Raw genomic sequence first — 20,881 nt, 5'->3', positions numbered from 1 at the left:
CGGCAGAGGTCGGCTCCCCGCCGACCGCCGCCACCTCGACGTACGACTGCGCCCCACCGAGACCGAAGCCCCGCCCCCCGGCAGACGGCCACCCCCGAGCCTCCCCCCTCCCCGCCCCCGCCGTCGGGCAGAGGGGGTCGGCAAGGGGAGTCAGGTGGGGCATGGACGGGTCGGTGATCGGCACGGGCATCCGCCTCACTCCCCCGTGATCGTGCCGAAGTCCGTGCCCGAGCCCAGGATCAGGCCCGCGCCCAGCAGCAGCATCGTCGCCGGGACCATGAACGTCGTGATCATCAGCGTCGCCTTGGGCACCGCCCGCGCGGCCTTGCGGCGGGCGTTCTGGGCGTCGGTGCGGCGCATGTCGCGGGCCAGGGAGACGAGGGTGTCGACGATGGGGGCGCCCAGTTCCTCGCCCTGCTGGAGGGCGGTGACGAACATGGCGACCTGCTCGGACTCGTTGCGCCGGCGCAGTTCCGCGAAGGCCTGGCGGCGGCTCATGCCGAGGTCCATCTGGCGCAGGGTGATGCGCAGTTCGTCGGCCCACGGGCCCTCGTAGTGCGTGGCGACCCGGTCCAGGGCCTGGCGGAAGCCGAGGCCGGCGCTGACCACGACCGCGAGGACGTCCAGGAAGTCCGGCAGGGTGCGCTCGATGACGTCCTTGCGGATGCGGATCGCCGACCAGATGCCGACCTCCGTCCAGAACGCGCCGAAGGCCAGGAGGAGGAGGGCGACCAGGAACTGGCCGCGGAGGAGGAAGACCAGGAAGCCGACCGCGCCCAGGAAGCCGTAGACCGCGCGGCGGGCGGCGTAGCGGTCGATGGTGAGGCCGCCGGGGTTGCCCGCCAGGTCGATCTTGCGGCGGTAGCGGGCGACCAGCGCCGGGCCCATCAGGCGCAGCACCGCGGGGGCGTACCGCATGCCCAGGCGGTCCACGACGGAGTCCACCGCGCCGGTGCGCGTCGCGCCGACCTCCAGGGCGAGGGCGAGGTCGCCGGGGAGCTTCGCCTCCGCCCGGTACATGCGGATGCCGGCGAAGACGCCCCAGACGGCCAGGGCCATCACGGTCGCGAGCAGCAGACCCATGGGAACAGCACCCTTCCTCGGAGAGAGTCGTCAGACGTCGATGCGGGACAGGCGGCGGATGAGCACGAAGCCGATGGCGTACAGGCCGAAGGCGATGATGACCGCGGCCTGTCCGAAGGGTGAGCCCGTCATGCGCTCCAGGGCGCCGTCCTTCACCCCGTTCATCAGGAAGAGTGAGCCCACCCCCAGGACCGGGACGGCGTACGACGTCATGTTGACCTGCGAGAGCTGGGTGCGGACCTCGCGCCGGGTCTCCTTGCGCTCCTCCAGCGTCTCCGTCAGGTTGCGCAGCGCGCCGACCACCTGGCCGCCGGCCCGGTTGGCGAGGACCAGCGTGGTGACCAGGACGACGAGTTCGCGGGAGGGCAGGCGGTCGGCGAGTTCGCCGAGGGCGTCGTCCAGGGAGGCGCCGATCGCCAGGCTGTCGGCGACCTTGCCCAGCTCCTCGCCGGCCGGCGCCTCCAGTTCCTCCGCCGCCATGCCGATCGCGGTGCGCAGGGCGAGTCCGGCCTGGGTGGCGTTGGCGAGGATGCGGGCGAGTTCGGGGAGCTGGTTGATGAACTTCTCGATGCGCTTCTGCCGCTGCCAGTTGAGGAACTGTACCGCCACCGCGACGCCCAGCAGGCCGGCCAGCGGCCCGAAGAAGGGCGCCAGGGTGGCCTGGCCGACCAGCCAGAGGCCGGCGACGGCGGCCAGGAGGTAGGCGAAGAACTCGCCGGGCGTGACGTCCAGGCCCGTCGCCGCCAGGCGGAGTTCGAGGCGGCGGCCCAGGCCGGTGCGGCGCAGGCGGCGGTCCAGGGTGCGGAATCGGCGCCGGCGTCCGCCGGGCGGCAGCTGGCCGGCCGCGGAGAGGCGGTCCACCAGGGCCGCGCGCTGGGCGCGGCCGGAGGCGTAGGCGTGCAGGCCGACGACGGCCAGGACGCAGGTCAGCAGCGTGACGCCGGTGGTGAGCTGGACGAGCCTGTGCAGTTCCATGGCGGGCACCTGACTACCTGGCCTCTCGGGTGGCGAGCTGTTCCGCGGTGTGGGCCACGCCGAACGCCTGCGGGATGGGCTGGCCCGCCATGTAGAGGCGTTCGGCGGTGCGGCGCGGCAGCGGGTGGTGGCTGAAGGCGCCGTGCACCCGGCCGTCCGCGGTCATCGGCTGCGCGTCGAAGCGGGCGACGGTGGTGAGGCGGTACGGCTCCCCGCCGTGGCTGGCCAGCAGGGCGACCTCGGTGATCCGCCGCGCGCCGTCGGCGAACCGGGTGAGCTGCACGAGCACGTCGACGGCGCTGTTGATCTGGTCGTGCAGCGCGACGAAGGGCACCTCGACCTCGGACATGGAGGCGAGGGTCTGGAGGCGCATCAGGGCGTCCTCGGCGCTGTTGGCGTGCACGGTGGCGAGGGAGCCGTCGTGGCCGGTGGACATGGCCTGGAGCATGTCCAGGGACTCGCCGCCGCGGACCTCGCCGACCACGATCCGGTCGGGGCGCATGCGAAGGGAGTTGCGCACCAGGTCGCGGATGGTGATCCGGCCCTGCCCCTCGACGTTCGGCGGGCGCGACTCCAGGCGGATCACGTGGGCCTGCTGGAGCTGGAGTTCGGCGGAGTCCTCGATGGTGATGATGCGGTCGGTCTCCGGGATGAGGCCGGACAGGGCGTTGAGGAGGGTGGTCTTGCCGGTGCCGGTCGCGCCCGAGACGATCACGTTGAAGCGGGCTCGCACCAGGCCCGCCAGCAGGTACAGCATGTGCTCGTCGAGGGAGCCCAGGCCGATCAGCTCGTGCAGGGTGAAGGAGCGCGGGAAGCGGCGGATGGTGAGCGTGGCGCCGGTGAGGGAGAGCGGCGGGATGATGACGTTGACCCGCTCCCCGGAGGGCAGCCGGGCGTCGACCATCGGATTCGACTCGTCCACGCGGCGGTTGACCGTGGAGACGATGCGCTCGATGGTCTGCATCAGCTGGTCGTGCGAGGCGAAGCGCAGCGGGAGCTGCTCGACCCGGCCGCCGCGCTCCACGAACACCGCGTCGGGGCCGTTGACCATGATCTCGGTGATGGAGGCGTCCTCCAGGAGCGGTTCGAGGATGCCGAGGCCGAGCGCCTCGTCCACGACCCGGCGGATCAGCTGGGAGCGCTCCACGGTGGAGAGCACCGGACCCTCGCGGCTGATGATGTGCCCGAGCACCCGCTCCAGGCGGGCCCGCCGCTCGGCCGGGGCCAGCGAACTCATCTCCGCGAGGTCGATCTCCTCCAGGAGCTTGGCCCGGTAGGAGCCGACGAGGTGTCCGTCCTCGCCCCGGCTGCCGTGCTCCTCGGGGGCGTGGATGCGTGCGCGCAGACTCATGCGTTGGTCCTCCTCCTCGTCAGTGGTCGACCGGCATGGTTGCCGTCCGGGTCGCGTCGCCCAGGTCCCACGGGATGATCGTCGGAATGCCGACCCGGGCGGTGACCGTCACCTCGTCGGCCCCGGCGGCTCCCCCGCCGCAGTCGACGCTCAGCCGGGGGCTGACCGCCCGCGCGCACGCCCCCTGCGCGCTCTCCCGCAGCGACGCCGCCCGCGCCCCCGCCCGGGCCGCCGTACCGGCCTGCTGTGCGGCGTAGGCGACGAGCCCGAGCTGTACGGCGGCCATCGCGACGACGATCAGGACCGGCAGGAAGCCGAGATACTCCAGGGCCGCCTGGCCCCGGTCCCTGAGGCGGCCCGGGAGCCGCGGACGGAGGTACGGCATCTCAGTCGTCCTCCTCTTCCACGGCCCCCGCGTGCCCGTGCACCCGCCCCGGGAAGCCGAGCACGCCCGGGAAGAGGACCGGGACCCTGAGCCGTACGTCGGCGGTGACGAAGCCGCTCCCCGAACCTCCGCAGCTCACCTCGGCGCCTCCCTCCCACGCGCCCGGCAGCTTGTCGACGCCGGCCTCCCGGCAGGCGCCCTGGAACGCCCCCGGCCCGGCCGCCGTCGCCGCGCGGACCGCCTCGTCGGCAGCATTACCCGCCAGCGTCCACGTGTATCCCACGAGGACGAGCTGCCACAGCACCGCCAGCGTGATGAGGACGGTGGGCAGCATGCCGAGGAACTCGACGGCGACCTGGCCCCGGTCGTCCGCGAACCGGCCTCCCAGCAGGCGTGCCCCGCCATACCCCCGCCCCCTCATCCCGCGCCGTCCTTCCGCCGCCGTAAGGCCGTGGCCCCCCGGTCTCCGCGCAGCCGCCCACCGCCCCCGGCCCGCCGGCCGCCGCCCCTGCCGCCCTCCACCGGCGTCACCAGCCCCAGTTCGCCCGCGAGCCGCCACAGCGCCTGCTTCACCGTGCCCTTGGCGTCGAGTTCGTGGACGCGTCCGGCGTCGACCGCGGCCTGCAACTCCTTGAAGTGGGCGGGGACCGTGGTCGCGGCCACCGCCGTGCCGGTGATCTTCTGGATGAGCGCGGGCTGGATCTCGGTCGCCCGGGTGTGCCGGTTGACCACCACGGTGGTCTCCTCGGCCTTGCGGATCTGCAGCCGGTCCCACATCCGCACGGCCCGCTTGGCGCCCCGTACGGCGACCACGTCCGGGGTGGTGACGAGGAGCGCGGTGTCGGCCATCTCCACGGCCGCCGCGCCCGCCCCGCCGAGTTGGGCGCCGCAGTCGATGACGACGACCTCGTAGCGGGAGCGCAGCGCGCCGACGATCTGCCGGGCGGCGCGGTCGGTGACGTCCTCGCCGCGTTCGCCCTCGCCCGGGGCGAGCAGCAGGGCGAGGCCGGTGTCGTGGCGGAAGACGGCGTCGGCCAGGACGCGCGGGGAGATGTCGGCGATGGCGGCCAGGTCGGCGACGGAGCGGCGGAACTGGACGTCCAGGTAGGAGGCGACGTCGCCGGTCTGGAGGTCGAGGTCGACCAGGGCGGTGGCCCGGCCGGACGCCTGTGCGGCGAGCGCGAGTTGGACGGCGGTCAGGGTGGCGCCCACCCCGCCCTTCGCGCCGCTGACGGTGACGACGGTGCCGCCGGCGCCGGTGAACACGTCGCCGCCGCTGCCGAGGTGCCGGCGTACGCCCACCGACCACTGGGCGACGGCCTGGACGCGGCTGGCGAGTTCCTCGTAGGACAGCGGCAGGGCGACCAGGCCGCGGGCGCCGTGGTCCATGGCGGCCTGGAAGAGGGCGGGCCCGGGGTCGGAGGTGACGAGGATGACGCCGACCGCCGGGAAGCGCAGGGCGACCTCGCGGATCAGCTCCAGGGCCGGGACCGGGCCGATCCGCTCGTGCACGACGACGACCTCGGGCAGTTCGTCCACCGACTCGGCGGCCAGCCGGGCGAGGGTGTCGACCAGCTGGGTGGAGTCGGTGACGGGGGCGACCGGTTCGGCGTCGGGGAGCTGGCTGAGCAGGGTCGTGAGGGACCGTACGGCGTCCGCGTCGCCGACTGCGGGGAGGATCCTCGTGGGCATGCGGGCTCTCACTTGTCCTTCGCGAGTTCGTACGTGCGGTCCTTGCCGGGGACGGCGGGGGCCCCGCCGGGCGCGATCAGCGCGAGCCTGACCCGCTGGGCGAAGGACTCGGCGTAGGTGATGCGCTGGGCGTCCAGGGTGGACAGCGCGAAGGTGATGGGGACGGCCTCGGTCGGCTGCCGGCCGCGGTCCTTCTCGTCCTGGGTGAGCGGGGTGAGCCGGCCGACGTCGATGACCCGGGCGTTGGTCACGATGATCTTCGACTGGTCGGGGTCGCCCTCGCGCTGCCCCTCGAAGGTGGCGTACACGTTGACCGTGGCGCCCGCGGTGATCTTGCCGGCCACGCCGGTCGCCGCGTCGATCATGATGGCGACCTCCTGCTCGCCGGGGCGCAGCGCCGGCCGGTCCACGATCATGTCGCTCTGCAGCAGGGAACCCGCCCGCAGCGTGGTCACCGCGATCTTGCCGCGTATCTGCGCGAGATCGGTGACCGCGTTCTTCGACAGCCACCGCTCGGGCATCTCGATCTTCTCGAACTGGTCGTCGGTGAGCGCGGTGTAGGGCTCGACCTCGGTCCGCAGCCGGTAGGCGGCGACCTCGGGGCCGACCTTGGACCGCACGTCGTCGATGACGGAGAGCACCCCGGCGAAGGCGCCGGCGGCGCACAGGACGGAGAGGATCAGCAGGATGACGCCGCGGCGCTGACGGGAGTTCATGAACCGTGCAACCTCGTTGGGGGATCGGTCGTGCCGGAGCGGAGGGGGACCACGGGTACGGGGCGGAACGGCGGCTATCCGGTGAGCGCGCGCCGCTCCCGGTGGCGCAGGGCGCGGCGGCCGGCGTCCGCGGCGAGCGAACGGTCGTGCGCGGGCGGGTGGTCGTACGCGGGCGGGGTGGCGGAGCAGAACACGCAGCGGTCGCCGATGACGTCGATGCCGCACCAGTGGCAGGTGCTCTGCCGCACCGACATCACCAGTTGGTAGAGCACGGACAGGTCGGGCAGGTAGGCGCAGAACTCGGTGACCTTGCCGGTCCCCCACCAGGCGGGCGAGTCGGCCGGGAGCGGGGCGTCGCGCAGCCCCTGCACCTGCCAGGCGGGGGCGAGGGTGTCGGTGACCCAGTCGGGTTCGAGCCGGCCCTCGGACACCAGCAGCCAGGTGCCGAACTCCGGTCCGGCCAGGGCGGCTCCGGGCTCGACCCGGACGAGCTGCGGCACGGGGTGGGCGACGGCGGCGAAGCGGGTGCCGGGCATCCAGGAGCGGGCGTGCGCGGTGAGGTCGACCGGGACGCGGTCGAGCCGGGCGACCGAGCCGAGCAGGGCGCCGGCGTGCAGGTAGTGGGTGAGCAGCCGGCCGGCCGAGGCGAGCACGCCGGGGCTCAGGTCGCAGGAGGCGAGCTGGCGTAACTGCCGCGCCAGCACGGCCAGTCCGAGCGGGGGCAGGGGCGGCCGGAACAGTGCGATCCGGTCGCTCTCCAGCAGGGCGCGGACGGTGTGCAGCCGGTGTTCCAGGGCGGTGGGGGCGGCCTGGGAGCACAGCACGATCAGATGGCCGTGCTGGTCGAGGAGCGCCTGCACCTCGCCGAGCGCCTGCTCCAACGGGCGGCGGTCGAGGTCCTGGAGGACGACGGCGGGCACGGTCCGGTCGTCCTGCGGTGGCAGCGCCAGGTCGGCACCGGTCACGGCGATGGCAGTTGGCACGAGCGGCTCCCCGTCACCCGGATGACTTCACTGCGTGACTACCTGAGCACTGTAACCATCCAGCTCGGACGGGAGAACAGCGATTCAGCAGCTCTGGAACAACTCTTGTGGCACAACGGGCGGCAAAACGGGACAGGTTGAGCATTTCAGGGGTCCTCGGCGGTCACGAACGCCCGTGCCTGGCCCGACCCCTTGACAGGCAATTGGTCTGGACCAACTCTGTACCCCAGCGGTGGCCACCGTCCTCCCCCCTCTTCCCCCCTCTCCCCATCCCTCCCCACTCCCCACCGGAGGCCCCAGTGGAGCCCGTACTCAAGCGGCGCGGCAGACGGACCCGACTCGGTTACGGCGCCGGCGCCGTGACCGCCGCCCTCGCGCTCACTCTCACCGCCGTCGGCCAGGCGTCCGCGGCGGACGTCAACAACGCGCGCAACGCCGGCTTCGAGTCCGGCCTGAGCGACTGGACCTGCTCCGCGAACAGCGGCACCACCGTGGCCTCCCCCGCGCACGGCGGCTCCGCCGCGCTCAAGGCCACCCCGGCCGGGCAGGACAACGCCCGCTGCTCCCAGACGGTCAAGGTCAAGCCCAACTCCTCCTACTCGTTGAGCGCCTGGGTCCAGGGCGGCTACACCTACCTGGGCGTCACCGGCACCGGCACCACGGACGTCTCCACCTGGACACCGGACGCGCCCTCCTGGAAGCAGCTGTCGACGTCCTTCACGACGGGCGCCTCCACCACCTCGGTGACGGTGTACACGCACGGCTGGTACGGGCAGGCGGCCTACTTCGCCGACGACGTCAGCGTCTTCGGCCCGGACGGCGGCGGGGGCGGCGGCACCGACCCGGGGCCGACGGTCCCGGCCGCGCCGGCGGGCCTGAGCGTCACCGGCACGACGTCCTCCTCGGCCTCCCTCTCCTGGAACGCCGTCTCCGGCGCCACCGGCTACAGCGTCTACCGCGACGGCACCAAGGTGACCGCGGTGACCGGCACGTCGGCCACGGTGACCGGCCTCGCCGCCTCGACCTCCTACTCCTTCCAGGTCACGGCGACCAACGCGGCCGGCGAGTCCCCGAAGTCCGGCGCCGTGACGGCCCGCACCGCCGGGACCGGTGGGGGCGGGGGCGGCGGCTCGGTGCCCAAGCACGCGCTGACCGGCTACTGGCAGAACTTCAACAACGGGGCCGCGGTGCAGCGGATCTCCGACGTGTCCGCGCAGTACGACATCATCGCGGTCTCCTTCGCCGACGCCACCGGCACGCCGGGCGCGGTCACCTTCAACCTGGACTCGGCGGGGCTGAACGGCTACACCGTCGACCAGTTCAAGGCGGACATCAAGGCCAAGCAGGCGGCCGGCAAGAAGGTCATCATCTCGGTGGGCGGCGAGAAGGGCACCATCTCGGTGAACGACTCCGCCTCCGCGACGAACTTCGCCAACTCGGTCTGGTCCCTGATGCAGACCTACGGCTTCGACGGCGTCGACATCGACCTGGAGAACGGCCTCAACCCCACCTACATGTCGCAGGCCCTGCACGCGCTGTCCGCCAAGGCGGGCCCGAACATGGTCCTGACCATGGCGCCGCAGACCATCGACATGCAGTCGACGTCCGGCTCCTACTTCCAGACGGCGCTGAACGTGAAGGACATCCTCACGGTCGTCAACATGCAGTACTACAACAGCGGCGCCATGCTGGGCTGCGACGGCAAGGTCTACTCGCAGGGCACGGTGGACTTCCTCACCGCGCTGGCCTGCATCCAGCTGGAGGGCGGCCTGGCCCCCTCGCAGGTGGGCCTGGGCCTGCCGGCCTCGACCCGCGCGGCGGGCGGCGGCTACGTGGCGCCGTCGGTCGTGAACAACGCCCTGGACTGCCTGACCAAGGCGGTGAACTGCGGTTCCTTCAAGCCGTCGCGGACCTACCCGGACCTGCGCGGCGCGATGACCTGGTCGACGAACTGGGACGCGACGGCCGGCAACGCCTGGTCGAACGCGGTGGGGGCGAAGGTGCACGCCCTGCCGTAGCCCTGCCGGTCCTCACCGGCCCCTTGGAACCCCGCCCGCGGCGACGCGGGCGGGGTTCCGTCATGTCCGGGTGAAACATTCGGCGGTGGCCACGGCATCAAAGAAGTGACAGCAGACGGGGACGGCGGCGGGGGACCATCGCATGAAGGCGGCACAAGCGGACGAGTACGCGGTATTCGCGGCGGCACGGGCGGGGCACCTCAAGGGGTGCGGACCCGTCGTCCTCGCGTCCGGAAGTGTCGTCCGCGGACATCAGCAAGACCGTGATATCGCTGCTGCCCAAGGGCGTCGGCCAGCCGGGGCCGCCGGGACCGGCCGGGGCCGAGGTCAGAAGACGTCCGACCATGGCTGGTCCCAGATCTGTTTGACGCACAGCACCAGGAAGAGCAGGCCCGCGATCACCAGCATGGAGTTGCTCACGACGCCGCTGCGCCATGGGGCCGGGACACGAGAGGAGTTGAGCAGTCGGAGCAGGGTGAGGGCGAGGAAGGGCAGGAAGGCCGCGCCCAGGACGCCGTAGAGGATGATCAGGCGGAAGGGCTCGCCCTGGAAGAGGAGCACGATGGGCGGGAAGGTGAGCCAGAGCAGGTACCCGCGGAAGGCCCAGGAGCGTTCGTGCCGGCCCTCGGCCACCTCCTCGCCCCGGGCGGAAACGGCGCCGCCCCGCTGCCGGGCCGTGAAGTCGGCGAACATCAGGCTGACGCCGTGCCAGACGCCGATCAGGGAGGTGAAGGAGGTCGCGAAGAAGCCGACCAGGAAGAACTTGGCGGTCGCCGTGCCGTACTCCGCCGCCAGGATGTCGCCGAGCTGGATGAGGCCCTTGTCGCCGCTGGAGATGGCCACGTTCGCCGAGTGCAGCAGTTCGGCGCCGACGAACAGCATGGCGATCACGAAGACGCCGGTGGTGGCGTAGGCGACCCGGTTGTCCAGGCGCATCACCTTCATCCAGCCGGTGTCGGTCCAGCCCTTGGCGTTGACCCAGTAGCCGTACGCGGCCAGCGTGATGGTGCCGCCGACGCCGCCGATCAGGCCGAGGGTGTTGAGGACGGAGTCCTTCTCGTCCGGCAGCACCGGCAGCAGCCCGGCGAGGGCCTCGCCGAGGTTCGGGGTCACCCGGATTCCGAGGTAGACCGTCACCACGAACATGACGCCGACCAGGGCCGTCATGACCTTCTCGAAGACGGCGTACCGGTTGAACCACACGAAGACCAGGCCGACCAGGCCGCAGGCCACCGCCCACCATTCCAGGTCCATCACGTCGGGGAAGAGGGCCTGGAGCGGGAGCGCGCTGGACGACATCGCCGCCGCGCCGTAGACGAAGCCCCAGACGACGGCGTAGACGCCGAAGAACCAGGCGGTCCAGCGGCCCAGGCTCGCCCAGCCGTCGAAGAGGGTGCGGCCGGTGGCCAGGTGCCAGCGGCCGGCCGCCTCCGCGAGGGAGATCTTCACCAGGCAGCCGAGGACGGCGGCCCAGAGCAGGGTGTAGCCGAAGTTGGCACCGGCGATGAGCGTCGCGACGAGGTCCCCGGCGCCCACGCCGGTGGCCGCGACGACCATGCCGGGGCCGATGTGGCGCCAACTCGCCTTACGGGGAGTCGGGGTGGCCGGGAAGGCCGTGGTGTCCGCGCCGGTGCCGGTGTCCGCCATGCGGGTCAACAAACCGCAAAGGAACCGGCAGGGCAAGGGGGCGGGCGCGGATCTTCACGCGATGGGCTCAGTCGTCGGTGTCGGCCTTGACAGCGCCCTCGGCCGGGGCGTCGGCCTTCTCGTCCGGTGCCTCGTCGTGGTCCGAGGCCGGCGTCCCGTCCTCCTTGGCCGGTGCCTGGTCGGCGCCGTCGTCGAAGTAGGCGTCCAGGACCTCGTCCAGGGCCTTCTCCCACTCCGGGAAGCTGGCGCGCGAGGGGGCCTCGATCTCGATGGGGTACCAGCGGCGGTCGGGGGTGTGCACGGTGATGGTGAACCGCTTGCCGAAGCGACCGGTCTCCGTCTCCACGGCGCCGATCTCGTCCCAGCGGAACTCGCACGCCTGGTCGTCCAGGGCGAGCCGGACGCCGTTGTGGTCGGCGGTGATCCGGGCGCGTCGGTCGGCCGCCTCGAAGACGGGACCGTCCTCGGGCTCCTCACCGGCCTCGGTGTCCGGCTCGGCCCCGGGTTCCGGCTGTTCGGGCGCCTCGGCCTGCCCGGGTACCTTCACCGGCTCCGCCGGCTCGGTCGGCTCCGCCGGCTCGGTCGGCCTCGCGTCCTCGGGCTCACCGGACGACACGGGCGCGGTGAGCCCCGGGATGAAGGCCGGGTCGAATCCGGCGCCTTCCAGGGGCTGGCTGCTCGATCCTCTGCGCTGCTCCACGAGCGGCAGTATGGTCGAAGATCCTGTGCGGGACACAGCCAGCCCCAACTTCGTTATCAGACGCCTACAACCGAAGGGGGCTACACGAAGAGGCTGAGCACCGCCGCCACCGCGAACCCGGCCAGGGAGAGCACGCTCTCCAGTACGGTCCAGGACTTGAGGGTGTCCCGTTCGCTGATGCCGAAGTACTTGGCCACCATCCAGAAGCCGCCGTCGTTGACGTGCGAGGCGAAGATCGAGCCCGCGGAGACGGCCATGATGACAAGTGCGGTGAACGCCTGCGAGTGGTCGCCCTCGGCGAGCAGCGGGGCCACGATGCCCGCCGTCGTCACGATGGCCACCGTCGCCGAGCCCTGCGCGACCCGCAGCACCAGGGAGATCAGGTAGGCGAGGACGATCACCGGCAGGCCGACGCCGTTGAAGGTGTCGGAGAGGGCCTGGGCGACGCCGCTGGCCTTGAGGACGGCGCCGAAGATCCCGCCGGCGCCGACGACCAGCAGGATGTTGCCGACCGGCTTCAGGGAGGCCGTCGAGACGGTCTCCAGGGACTTGCGGGACCAGCCGCGCCGGATGCCGAGGAGGTAGTAGGCGAGGAGCAGCGCGATGGTGAGGGCGACGAAGGGGTTGCCGAAGAACTCGAGGACCGAGCGGAGGGTGGAGGGGTCAAGGGCGATGGAGGAGAAGGTCGCGGCGAGGATGAGGATCAGCGGGGTGCCGATGATGCCGAGGACGGCGCCGAGCGGCACCGGGCTCTCCTGCGGGACGACGCCGGCCTTGCGCTGCTCGTCGATGACGGCCTGCTTGGCCTCCTCGGCGGCCTCGACCATGTCCTGCGGGACGGGCACGAAGACGCGCCGGCCGATCCAGGCGGCGTAGGCCCAGGCGGCGAGGACGGCGGGGATGCCGCAGACGACGCCCATCAGGATGACCCAGCCGAGTTCGACGTGCAGCAGGCCGGCGGCGGCGACCGGGCCGGGGTGCGGCGGGAGGAAGGCGTGGGTCATGGACAGGCCGGCCAGCAGGGGCAGGCAGTACAGGAGGATCGACTTGCCGGAGCGCTTGGCGGCGGCGTAGACGATGGGCGCCAGGACGAAGATGCCGACGTCGAAGAAGATCGGGATGCCGAAGATGATGCCGGTCAGGCCCATGGCGAGCGGGGCGCGGCGTTCGCCGAAGAGGCGCAGCAGCCGGGAGGCCAGGACCTCGGCGCCGCCGCTGACCTCGAGGATCGCGCCGAGCATGGTGCCCAGGCCGATGATGATGGCGACGTGGCCGAGGATGCCGCCCATGCCGGACTCGATGGTGGAGACGGCGTCGGACTTCTGCACGGTGCCGAAGAGTTCGGTGACGGACAGTCCGGCGAGCAGGCCGACGGCTATGGAGACGGCGAGCAGCGCGACGAACGGCTGGAGCCTCGCCTTGATGATCAGGAAGAGCAGCAGCCCGATGCCGAGGGCGGCGACGGTCAGCAGACCGGGGGTGCCGTCGATCAGGAGGAGCAGGCCACCGGTGTGCGGGGGCGTCTCGGGGGCGGCGGGTGCGGCGAGCGGGAGGAGCGGATGGGGCATTCGGGGGACCTCGCGGTAAACACATACTGCTTTCGGGCAGGGCGGGGCGCGGCACGGCGCCCCGGGAAGGGGTGGCGCCGCGCCGTGCGGGACGTGCGGGTGGAGAGGGAGGCGCGGGCTCAGCCGAGGACGGCGAGCGCGTCGATCTCGATGAGCAGGCCGGCGGGCAGGCCGACGTAGACGGTGGTGCGCGCGGCGGGCGGCTGGGTGAGGCCCTGCTCCGCGAAGTAGGCGTTGTAGATGTCGTTCATCTCGGCGAAGTGGTCCACGTCGGTGAGGTAGACGCGGAGCATCATCACGTCGTCCCAGGAGGCGCCGCCCTCCTCCAGGATCGCCTTGACGTTGGCGAGGGTCTGGAGGGTCTGCTCGCGCAGGGTGGGTCCGGCCGGGGTGGGGGCCTTGCCCTCCTCGTGGGGCAGGAAGCCGACCTGGCCGGCGACCTGGAGGATGTTGCCCTTCTTCACGCCGTGGGAGAACTTCGCCGGCGGGACGGTGTGGGTGGAGGGGGTGAGGGCGATCTTGTCGGTCATACCGTGTCCTTCGTGTCTTTCGTGTTCTTCGCGTGGTGCGCGGCATCGTGCGGCACGGGGGTCCGGCCGGAGTACTCGCCGCTGATGGCGTCCGCCGTACGGCGCACCAGCGGGAGCAGGGTGAGGAGTTCCTCGGCGGTGACGACGACGTTCGGCGCGGAGACCGACATCGCGGCGACCACCCTGCCGTCGGCGCCCCGGATGGGCGCGCCGACGCAGTTGATGGACTCCTCGTGGCCACCGAGGTCGGTGGCCCAGCCCTGTTCGCGCACCGTGGCCAGCTCCACCAGGAAGGCGTCGGCGTGCGGTGTCGAACGGGCCGTGTACAGGGGGTAGTCGAGCTTCTCGACCAGGGCGCGGCGCTCGTGCTCGGGCAGGTCGGCCAGGAGCAGCTTGGCGACGGCGGCGACGGTGAGGGCGACCGGCTTGCCGATCCGGGAGTACATCCGGACCGGGTAGCGGCTCTCCACCTTGTCGATGTAGAGCACCTCGTTCTCCTCGTACACGGCGAGGTGCACGGTGTGCCCGCACTGCTCGTTGAGGCGGACGAGGTGGGGGTGGGCGATCTCGCGGACGTCGAGGTTCTCCATCGCCTCCTGGGCGAGGGCGATGAGCCGGGCGCCGAGGCGGTAGCGCTGGTCGTCCTGCCGGTAGACGAAGCCGTGGTCGTGCAGGGTGCGCAGCAGCCGGAGGGCGGTGGACTTGTGCACGCCGAGGCGGTCGGCGACCCGGCCCAGGTCGGCGGGGCCCTCGGCGAGCAGCGGCAGGATGCTGAGCGCGCGGTCGACGGTCTGGCTCATGGCGTGGGTACCTCCTCGTCGGCCCGTCGGTCGGCCTGTGTCCAGCCGGGGCCGAGTCGCAGTCTCCCCCACGCCGTGTCGTCCAGGGCGGCCAGCCGGTCGGCGTGCGCGCGCGCCGGGGGCGCGGCGAGGTCGCCGGGGGCGGTGAGGGCGGCGGCGGCCATGAGGTGGCCGTGCCGGAGCCGGTCGCGGACGGGCAGTCCGCGCAGGGTGGCGGAGAGGAACCCGGCGGCGAAGGCGTCCCCGGCCCCGACGGCGGCGACCACGTCGACGCGCAGGGAGGGCACGAAGACGGACTCGGTGCCGTGGAAGGCGGTGGCCCCGGCGGCGCCCTGCTTGACGACCAGCACCTCGGGCTCGGGCAACGCGGCCCGCACGGCCTCGGGATCGCCCGCGCCCCACGCCTCGTCGTCGCCGACGAAGACCAGGTCGGCGCCCCGGGCCAGCTCCCGCAGCACCTCGGGCCCGTCGGCGGCCTCTCGCCACAGGGCGGGGCGGTGGTTGACGTCGAAGGAGACCAGGGGCCGGTCCGGGCGGGGCGCGGTCAGCTCGCGCATCAGGTCGAGGCAGTCCGCGGAGAGCGCGGCGGTGATGCCGGAGAGGTGCAGCACCCGCCCGGCGCGGACGGCGGCCAGGTCGAGGTTGGCGGTGGACATCGCGGAGGCGGCGGAGCCGGCCCGGTAGTACGCGACCTCGTGGGCGTCGGTGGCGCGGTCGCCGGCGGTGCGGAAGTAGACGCCGGTCGGGCGGGCGGGGTCGCGGCGGACGGCGGAGACGTCGACGCCGTAGCCGCCGACCGTCTCGACCAGGTGGTCGCCGAAGCCGTCGGCGCCGACCCGGGAGACCCAGCGGGCGGTGTGCCCGGCGGCGGCCAGCACGCAGGCGGTGTTGGACTCGGCGCCGCCGATGCCGCGTTCGAAGGAGGGCACGTCGGCGAGGCGCCCCGGGCGGGAGGGCAGGAAGGTGACCATGGACTCGCCGAGCGCGACGACGTCCACGACGCCGGGGGCGGTGCGGGTGGGTCCGGGGGCGGTCACGATGGCTGAGGCTCCTTCGGTGGGCTGCTGCGGCACCGCGGGTCCGTTGACCGGGTGTCGGCCGAGATGTTAGACAGCTCAGAGCGACATACGCAACGACTGTTGCACAGAATGCAACATTCCATTTCACGGAGGCCCCGCATGGCCCACGCCACCGGCATCAGCGACACGGGCACCGGCGCCGACGCCGCCCTCACCCGTCTCGCCGAGGAGCACGTCGACCACCGCTTCAAGGGCCTCCCCCCGGACGCCGAGGGCCTGACCGTCGCCGAGCTGGCCGGCCAGCGCCGCAACCTCTTCACCGGCGGGTTCACCACCCCCGTGCTGGCCCTGTCCGCCGAGCGCCTGGAGCACAACCTCGCGCTGATGGAGACGTACTCCGCCCGGCACGGCCTCGCCTTCGCGCCGCACGGCAAGACCTCCATGGCCCCCCAGCTCTTCCACCGCCAGCTGGAGCACGGCGCTTGGGGCATCACCCTGGCCCTCCCCCACCAGGTCCGCGTCGCCCGCGCCTTCGGCGTCCAGCGCGTCTTCCTCGCCAACGAGCTGCTCGACCCGGCCGCCCTGCGCTGGACCGCCGCCCAGCTGGACGCCGACCCGGACTTCCGCTTCGTCTGCTACGTCGACTCCGTCACCGGCGTGCAGCTGATGGACGCGGCCCTGACGGACGCCGGGGCGACCCGCCCCCTGGACGTCGTGGTCGAGCTGGCCGCCGGCGAGGGCGCCCGCACCGGCGTGCGCACCGAGGCCGAGTGCGCGGCCGTCGCCGACGCGGTGGCCGCGACCGGCACCCTGCGCCTGGCCGGCGTGGCCGGCTACGAGGGCGAGGTCCCGGACGCCGACCCGGAGCGGGTCCGGGCCTGGCTGCGCCGGCTTGTCGCGCTGGCCGGGGAGTTCGACGCGGCGGGCCGGTTCGCGGGCCTGGACGAGATCGTGCTGAGCGCGGGCGGCAGCGCCTGGTTCGACGCGGTCGCCGAGGTCTTCGCGGAGGTCCCCGCGCTCTCCGCGCCGGTCCTGAAGCTCCTGCGCTCGGGCGCCTACGTGTCCCACGACGACGGTCACTACCGCGAGCTGACCCCCTTCAACCGGGTCCCCGAGGAGGGCGCCCTGGAGCCCGCCTTCCGCCTGTGGACGCAGGTCGTCTCCCGCCCCACCCCCGAGCAGGGATTCGCCAACGCGGGCAAGCGGGACGCGGCGTACGACCTGCACCTGCCCTTCGCCCAGGTGGTCCGGCCCGCCGACGGCGGCCCCGAGCGCCCGGCCGAGGGCGTCGAGGTGACCGCCCTGTCCGACCAGCACGCCTGGCTGCGCACCGCGCCCGGCGCGGAGCTGGCGGTCGGCGACTGGATCGGGCTGGGCCTCTCCCACCCGTGCACGTCCTTCGACAAGTGGCAGCTCATCCCGGTGGCCGAGGCGGACGGCACGGTGGTCGACTACATCCGCACGTTCTTCTAGGAGGCGGCCGTGGCAGAGCTGGTCATCCGGGACGCGGAGGTCGTCGACGGCTCCGGCGGCCCGTCCTACCGGGCGGACGTGGTGGTCGACGGCGGCCGCATCACGTCCATCGTGCGGGAGGCGGCGGCGGCCGGCTGCCAGCGGCCCACCGCCCGCCGCGCGCTGGACGCCGAGGGCCTCGCCCTCGCCCCCGGCTTCATCGACATGCACGCCCACAGCGACCTGGCCCTGCTGCGGGACCCCGACCACAGCGCGAAGGCCGCGCAGGGCGTCACCCTGGAGGTGCTCGGCCAGGACGGGCTCTCCTACGCCCCCGTGGACGACCGCACCCTCGCCGAGGTCCGCCGCGCCATCACCGGCTGGAACGGGCCCGGCGACGACATCGACTTCGACTGGCGCTCGGTCGGCGGGTACCTGGACCGGCTCGACCGGGGCATCGCGGTCAACGCCGCCTACCTGATCCCGCAGGGCACGGTCCGCGCGCTCGTCATGGGCTGGGAGGACCGCGCGGCCACCCCGGCCGAGCTGGCGCGGATGCGCGCCCTGGTGGCCGAGGGCATGGCGCAGGGGGCAGTCGGCATGTCGTCGGGGCTGACGTACACGCCGGGCATGTACGCCGAGGACGCCGAGCTGACCGAGCTGTGCCGGGTGGTGGCCGAGTACGGCGGCTACTACTGCCCGCACCACCGCTCGTACGGGGCGGGCGCGCTCCAGGCGTACGAGGAGATGGTGACGCTGACCCGGGAGGCGGGCTGCCCGCTGCACCTGGCGCACGCCACCATGAACTTCGGCGTCAACGAGGGCCGCGCCCCCGAGCTGCTGACCCTCCTGGACGGGGCCCTCGCCGCCGGCGCCGACATCACCCTCGACACCTACCCCTACACCCCCGGCTGCACGACCCTGGTCGCCCTGCTGCCGAGCTGGGCGAGCGAGGGCGGCCCGGAGGCGGTGCTCGGACGCCTCGCGGACGACGAGAGCGCCGAGCGCATCCGGCACGACCTGGAGGTGACCGGCTCCGACGGCTGCCACGGGGTGCCGGTGGAGTGGGAGACGATCGAGGTCTCCGGCGTCACCGACCCGTCCCTCGCCGAGTACGTCGGCCACACCGTCCTGGACGCGGCCCGGCTGCGCGGCGAGACGCCCTGGACGGTCGCCCGCCGCCTGCTGCTCACCGACCGCCTCGCGCCGACGATCCTCCAGCACGTGGGGCACGAGGAGAACGTCCGCGCGATCATGCGGCACCGCGCCCACACCGGCGGCTCGGACGGCATCCTCCAGGGCGGCAAGCCGCACCCGCGCGCGTACGGCACCTTCCCGCACTACCTGGGCCACTACGTGCGCGAGCTGGGCGTGCTGTCCCTGGAGGAGTGCGTCGCCCACCTCACCGGGCGCCCGGCGGCCCGGCTGCGCCTGCCGGACCGGGGCCTGGTGCGCGAGGGCCACCGGGCCGACCTGGTGCTCTTCGACCCGGCGACCGTCGCGGCCGGCAGCACCTACGACGCCCCGCGCCGCCTGCCGGCCGGCATCCCGCACGTCCTGGTGGACGGGCGGTTCGTCATCGAGGACGGGCGGCGCACGGACGTCCTCGCGGGGCGCTCGGTGCGGCGCACCCCGCGCTGATCAGCTCTCAGGGCTTCGGGAGCACGCAGCCCGACTTGCTGAGGTCGAGCTTGCTGTCCAGGCCGAAGCAGGCCGGGATCTGGTAGGTCTCCTGGGCGTAGTTGATGCCCTGGCGGACGGTCACCCGGCCGTTCTGGTCGACCTCGCAGGGGTTGTTGTCGGTGCAGCGCCCGCCGTCCTCGTTGCCGGTGTTGTTGACGGCGACGACCCGGCCGGTGGCGGTGTCCAGGACCGGCGAGCCGGAGGTGCCGCCGATGGTCTGGCAGGCGGAGGTGTAGCGGACCGAGTCCTTCCAGGTCCACTGGCCCTCCTTCAGCCGGTAGACGAAGCCGTCGACGTTGCAGGCGTAGGTCCGCTTCCAGTAGCCGGAGACGACGGTGATCGCGGTGCCGGCCACAGGGTGGGTGGCGTTGAGGGTGAGCGCGTTGATGCCGTAGGTGCTGCGGATCTGGCCGTACGTCGTCGTGAGCTGGTAGAGCGAGACGTCCGTGTCGGTCATCGTCGCGTAGGCGATCTTGCTGGCGCGCAGGGTGCCGACCTTGGTGCCGGCGGAGTTGAGCAGGCCGAAGGTGCGGCTGGAGGCGCGGTCCGTGATGACCTGCCCGGCCGCCGGGAAGCCGGTCTCCAGGCAGTGGCCGTTGGACATCACCAGCGCCGGGTCGTCGTCCTCGGAAGCGGGGAGGCGGACGACGGAGCCGGAGCAGTTGCTGAGCGAGACGGTGCCGGCGAAGGTGACGGCCCGCACGGCGGGGGCGGGTGCGGTCGCCGTGGGTGCGGTCGCCGTGGGTGCCGCGACCGCGGGTGCCAGGCCCGTCCCGGCTGTGGCCAGGATCGCGAGCGCGGCAAGGAGAGGCTTGTTCATGTGGGGTCCCCTCATGGACGGATTGTCATGCACATTGTTCGGATGCGGGACCCACCCGACAAGGACACGACAACGCGAGGACCGGAAACGGCGGGAAACGGACGCGCGACGCCTCCCGTCACACGTGCGAGTGAACGGCCCCCCGGCCCCACGCGGCCCCGCGTCCCACGTGGCGGATGACACGGCGCACGCCGCACCGACGGCCCGTAAGCTCGCGGCATGCAGGTGATCCAGTCGACGAAGCTCGCCAACGTCTGTTACGAGATCCGGGGCCCGGTGCTCGAGGAGGCGATGCGGCTGGAAGCGGCCGGTCACCGCATCCTCAAGCTGAACACCGGCAATCCGGCCGCGTTCGGCTTCGAGTGCCCGCCGGAGATCCTGGAGGACATCCTCCGCAACGTCTCCACGGCACACGGCTACGGCGACGCCAAGGGCCTGCTGGCCGCCCGCCGCGCGGTCGTCATGCACAACCAGACCCTCGGCATCGAGACGGACGTCGAGCACGTCTTCATCGGCAACGGCGTCTCCGAGCTGATCGTCATGGCGATGCAGGGCCTGCTCGACGACGGCGACGAGGTCCTCGTACCGGCGCCCGACTACCCGCTCTGGACGGCCGCCGTCTCGCTCTCCGGCGGCACCGCCGTGCACTACCGCTGCGACGAGCAGGCCGACTGGATGCCGGACCTGGCGGACATCGAGCGCAAGGTCACCGACCGCACCAAGGCGATCGTGATCATCAACCCGAACAACCCGACCGGCGCGGTCTACGACGAGGCGGTGCTGCGCGGCCTCACCGACATCGCCCGCCGCCACAACCTGCTGGTCTGCTCGGACGAGATCTACGACAAGATCCTCTACGACGACGCGGTGCACGTCCCCACCGCGTCCATCGCCCCCGACCTGCTCACCCTCACCTTCAACGGCATGTCGAAGGCGTACCGGGTGGCGGGCTACCGGGTCGGCTGGATGTCGATCTCAGGGCCCCGCGCGCACGCCGAGTCCTACATCGAGGGCCTGACCGTACTGGCCAACATGCGGCTGTGCGCCAACATGCCGGGCCAGCACGGCGTGGTCGCGGCGCTCAGCGGGCGGCAGACCATCAAGGAGCTGGTGCTGCCGGGCGGACGGCTGCGCGAGCAGCGCGACGCGGCGCACGCGGCGCTGACCGCCATCCCGGGCGTGACCTGCGTGAAGCCCAAGGGCGCGCTGTACCTCTTCCCGCGCCTCGACCCCAAGGTCTTCAAGATCAAGGACGACCGCCAGATGGTCCTGGATCTGCTCCGCCGGGAGAAGATCATGGTGGTGCAGGGCACCGGCTTCAACTGGCCGGAACCCGACCACTTCCGGGTCGTGACACTCCCCTCGGCGAGCGACCTGCACGACGCGGTGGGCCGGATCGGCCACTTCCTCGACGGCTACAGCCAACTTTAGACTCGATCCAAGGTAGGATGGCTTCCTG

General features: G+C 72.6%; 19 protein-coding genes. 4 read left to right on the top strand and 15 right to left on the bottom strand.

What is annotated here, in order from left to right; translation table 11 throughout:
- Positions 1–195: 195 nt before the first annotated feature.
- From ACGFZL_RS08585 to ACGFZL_RS08550, 8 genes are all read right to left on the bottom strand, one after another.
- Complete coding sequence (locus ACGFZL_RS08585; RefSeq protein ID WP_393690145.1) at positions 196–1,083, bottom strand: DUF5936 domain-containing protein; 888 nt, start codon at positions 1,081–1,083, stop codon at positions 196–198.
- Positions 1,084–1,113: 30 nt separating this feature from the next.
- On the bottom strand, positions 1,114–2,058 hold the full coding sequence (locus tag ACGFZL_RS08580; RefSeq protein ID WP_355174407.1) for a type II secretion system F family protein: 945 nt from the start codon (positions 2,056–2,058) through the stop codon (positions 1,114–1,116).
- Between the two features lie 13 nt (positions 2,059–2,071).
- Positions 2,072–3,409: a CpaF family protein gene (locus ACGFZL_RS08575; RefSeq protein ID WP_355174409.1), complete on the bottom strand. Its 1,338-nt coding sequence runs from the start codon at positions 3,407–3,409 to the stop codon at positions 2,072–2,074.
- Between the two features lie 19 nt (positions 3,410–3,428).
- A complete protein-coding gene (locus ACGFZL_RS08570) occupies positions 3,429–3,794 on the bottom strand; it encodes a TadE/TadG family type IV pilus assembly protein (RefSeq protein ID WP_393690144.1) in 366 nt (121 codons plus the stop codon).
- A gap of 1 nt (position 3,795) precedes the next feature.
- Entirely contained in the window at positions 3,796–4,215 is a 420-nt protein-coding gene (locus ACGFZL_RS08565; RefSeq protein ID WP_393690143.1) for a TadE/TadG family type IV pilus assembly protein, read from the bottom strand.
- Positions 4,212–5,486, bottom strand: a complete 1,275-nt coding sequence (locus tag ACGFZL_RS08560; protein ID WP_393690142.1) for a CpaE family protein — start codon at positions 5,484–5,486, stop codon at positions 4,212–4,214. Before ACGFZL_RS08560 ends, ACGFZL_RS08565 begins: the two co-directional genes overlap by 4 nt.
- A gap of 8 nt (positions 5,487–5,494) precedes the next feature.
- A complete protein-coding gene (cpaB, locus tag ACGFZL_RS08555) occupies positions 5,495–6,202 on the bottom strand; it encodes a Flp pilus assembly protein CpaB (protein WP_393690141.1) in 708 nt (235 codons plus the stop codon).
- 74 nt (positions 6,203–6,276) lie between these two features.
- Complete coding sequence (locus tag ACGFZL_RS08550; RefSeq protein ID WP_355174419.1) at positions 6,277–7,185, bottom strand: hypothetical protein; 909 nt, start codon at positions 7,183–7,185, stop codon at positions 6,277–6,279.
- 299 nt (positions 7,186–7,484) lie between these two features.
- Between ACGFZL_RS08550 and ACGFZL_RS08545 the strand changes: the two genes are divergently transcribed.
- Complete coding sequence (locus tag ACGFZL_RS08545; protein WP_393690140.1) at positions 7,485–9,203, top strand: chitinase; 1,719 nt, start codon at positions 7,485–7,487, stop codon at positions 9,201–9,203.
- Positions 9,204–9,530: 327 nt separating this feature from the next.
- On the opposite strand, the gene ACGFZL_RS08540 is transcribed toward ACGFZL_RS08545, so the two are convergent.
- The 6 genes from ACGFZL_RS08540 to ACGFZL_RS08515 form a co-directional block, all read right to left on the bottom strand.
- Positions 9,531–10,850: an Nramp family divalent metal transporter gene (locus ACGFZL_RS08540; protein ID WP_393690139.1), complete on the bottom strand. Its 1,320-nt coding sequence runs from the start codon at positions 10,848–10,850 to the stop codon at positions 9,531–9,533.
- Positions 10,851–10,917: 67 nt separating this feature from the next.
- Complete coding sequence (locus tag ACGFZL_RS08535; protein WP_393690138.1) at positions 10,918–11,550, bottom strand: hypothetical protein; 633 nt, start codon at positions 11,548–11,550, stop codon at positions 10,918–10,920.
- An 80-nt stretch (positions 11,551–11,630) separates the two neighbouring features.
- A complete protein-coding gene (locus tag ACGFZL_RS08530; RefSeq protein WP_355174431.1) occupies positions 11,631–13,118 on the bottom strand; it encodes a gluconate:H+ symporter in 1,488 nt (495 codons plus the stop codon).
- Positions 13,119–13,237: 119 nt separating this feature from the next.
- On the bottom strand, positions 13,238–13,648 hold the full coding sequence (locus ACGFZL_RS08525) for a RidA family protein (protein WP_355174433.1): 411 nt from the start codon (positions 13,646–13,648) through the stop codon (positions 13,238–13,240).
- A complete protein-coding gene (locus ACGFZL_RS08520; RefSeq protein WP_393690137.1) occupies positions 13,645–14,448 on the bottom strand; it encodes an IclR family transcriptional regulator in 804 nt (267 codons plus the stop codon). Before ACGFZL_RS08520 ends, ACGFZL_RS08525 begins: the two co-directional genes overlap by 4 nt.
- A complete protein-coding gene (locus ACGFZL_RS08515) occupies positions 14,445–15,485 on the bottom strand; it encodes a sugar kinase (RefSeq protein ID WP_393690136.1) in 1,041 nt (346 codons plus the stop codon). Before ACGFZL_RS08515 ends, ACGFZL_RS08520 begins: the two co-directional genes overlap by 4 nt.
- A gap of 141 nt (positions 15,486–15,626) precedes the next feature.
- Between ACGFZL_RS08515 and ACGFZL_RS08510 the strand changes: the two genes are divergently transcribed.
- Together ACGFZL_RS08510 and ACGFZL_RS08505 are read left to right on the top strand one after the other, a co-directional pair.
- Complete coding sequence (locus ACGFZL_RS08510; protein WP_393690135.1) at positions 15,627–16,940, top strand: amino acid deaminase; 1,314 nt, start codon at positions 15,627–15,629, stop codon at positions 16,938–16,940.
- Between the two features lie 9 nt (positions 16,941–16,949).
- The gene (locus ACGFZL_RS08505) at positions 16,950–18,560 is read left to right on the top strand and encodes an amidohydrolase family protein (RefSeq protein ID WP_393690134.1); all 1,611 of its coding nucleotides are present in this window, start codon (positions 16,950–16,952) and stop codon (positions 18,558–18,560) included.
- 7 nt (positions 18,561–18,567) lie between these two features.
- Here the strand turns inward: ACGFZL_RS08505 and ACGFZL_RS08500 are convergent, their stop codons facing one another.
- A complete protein-coding gene (locus tag ACGFZL_RS08500) occupies positions 18,568–19,422 on the bottom strand; it encodes a serine protease (protein WP_393690206.1) in 855 nt (284 codons plus the stop codon).
- A 219-nt stretch (positions 19,423–19,641) separates the two neighbouring features.
- On the opposite strand from ACGFZL_RS08500, the gene ACGFZL_RS08495 reads away from it, so the two are divergent.
- A complete protein-coding gene (locus ACGFZL_RS08495; RefSeq protein ID WP_355174443.1) occupies positions 19,642–20,853 on the top strand; it encodes a pyridoxal phosphate-dependent aminotransferase in 1,212 nt (403 codons plus the stop codon).
- The last annotated feature ends 28 nt before the right edge of the window (positions 20,854–20,881 follow it).

Source organism: Streptomyces sp. NPDC048182, assembly GCF_043202555.1.
Lineage (GTDB): Bacteria > Actinomycetota > Actinomycetes > Streptomycetales > Streptomycetaceae > Streptomyces.
This window is presented reverse-complemented; position numbering and strand designations above follow the sequence as displayed.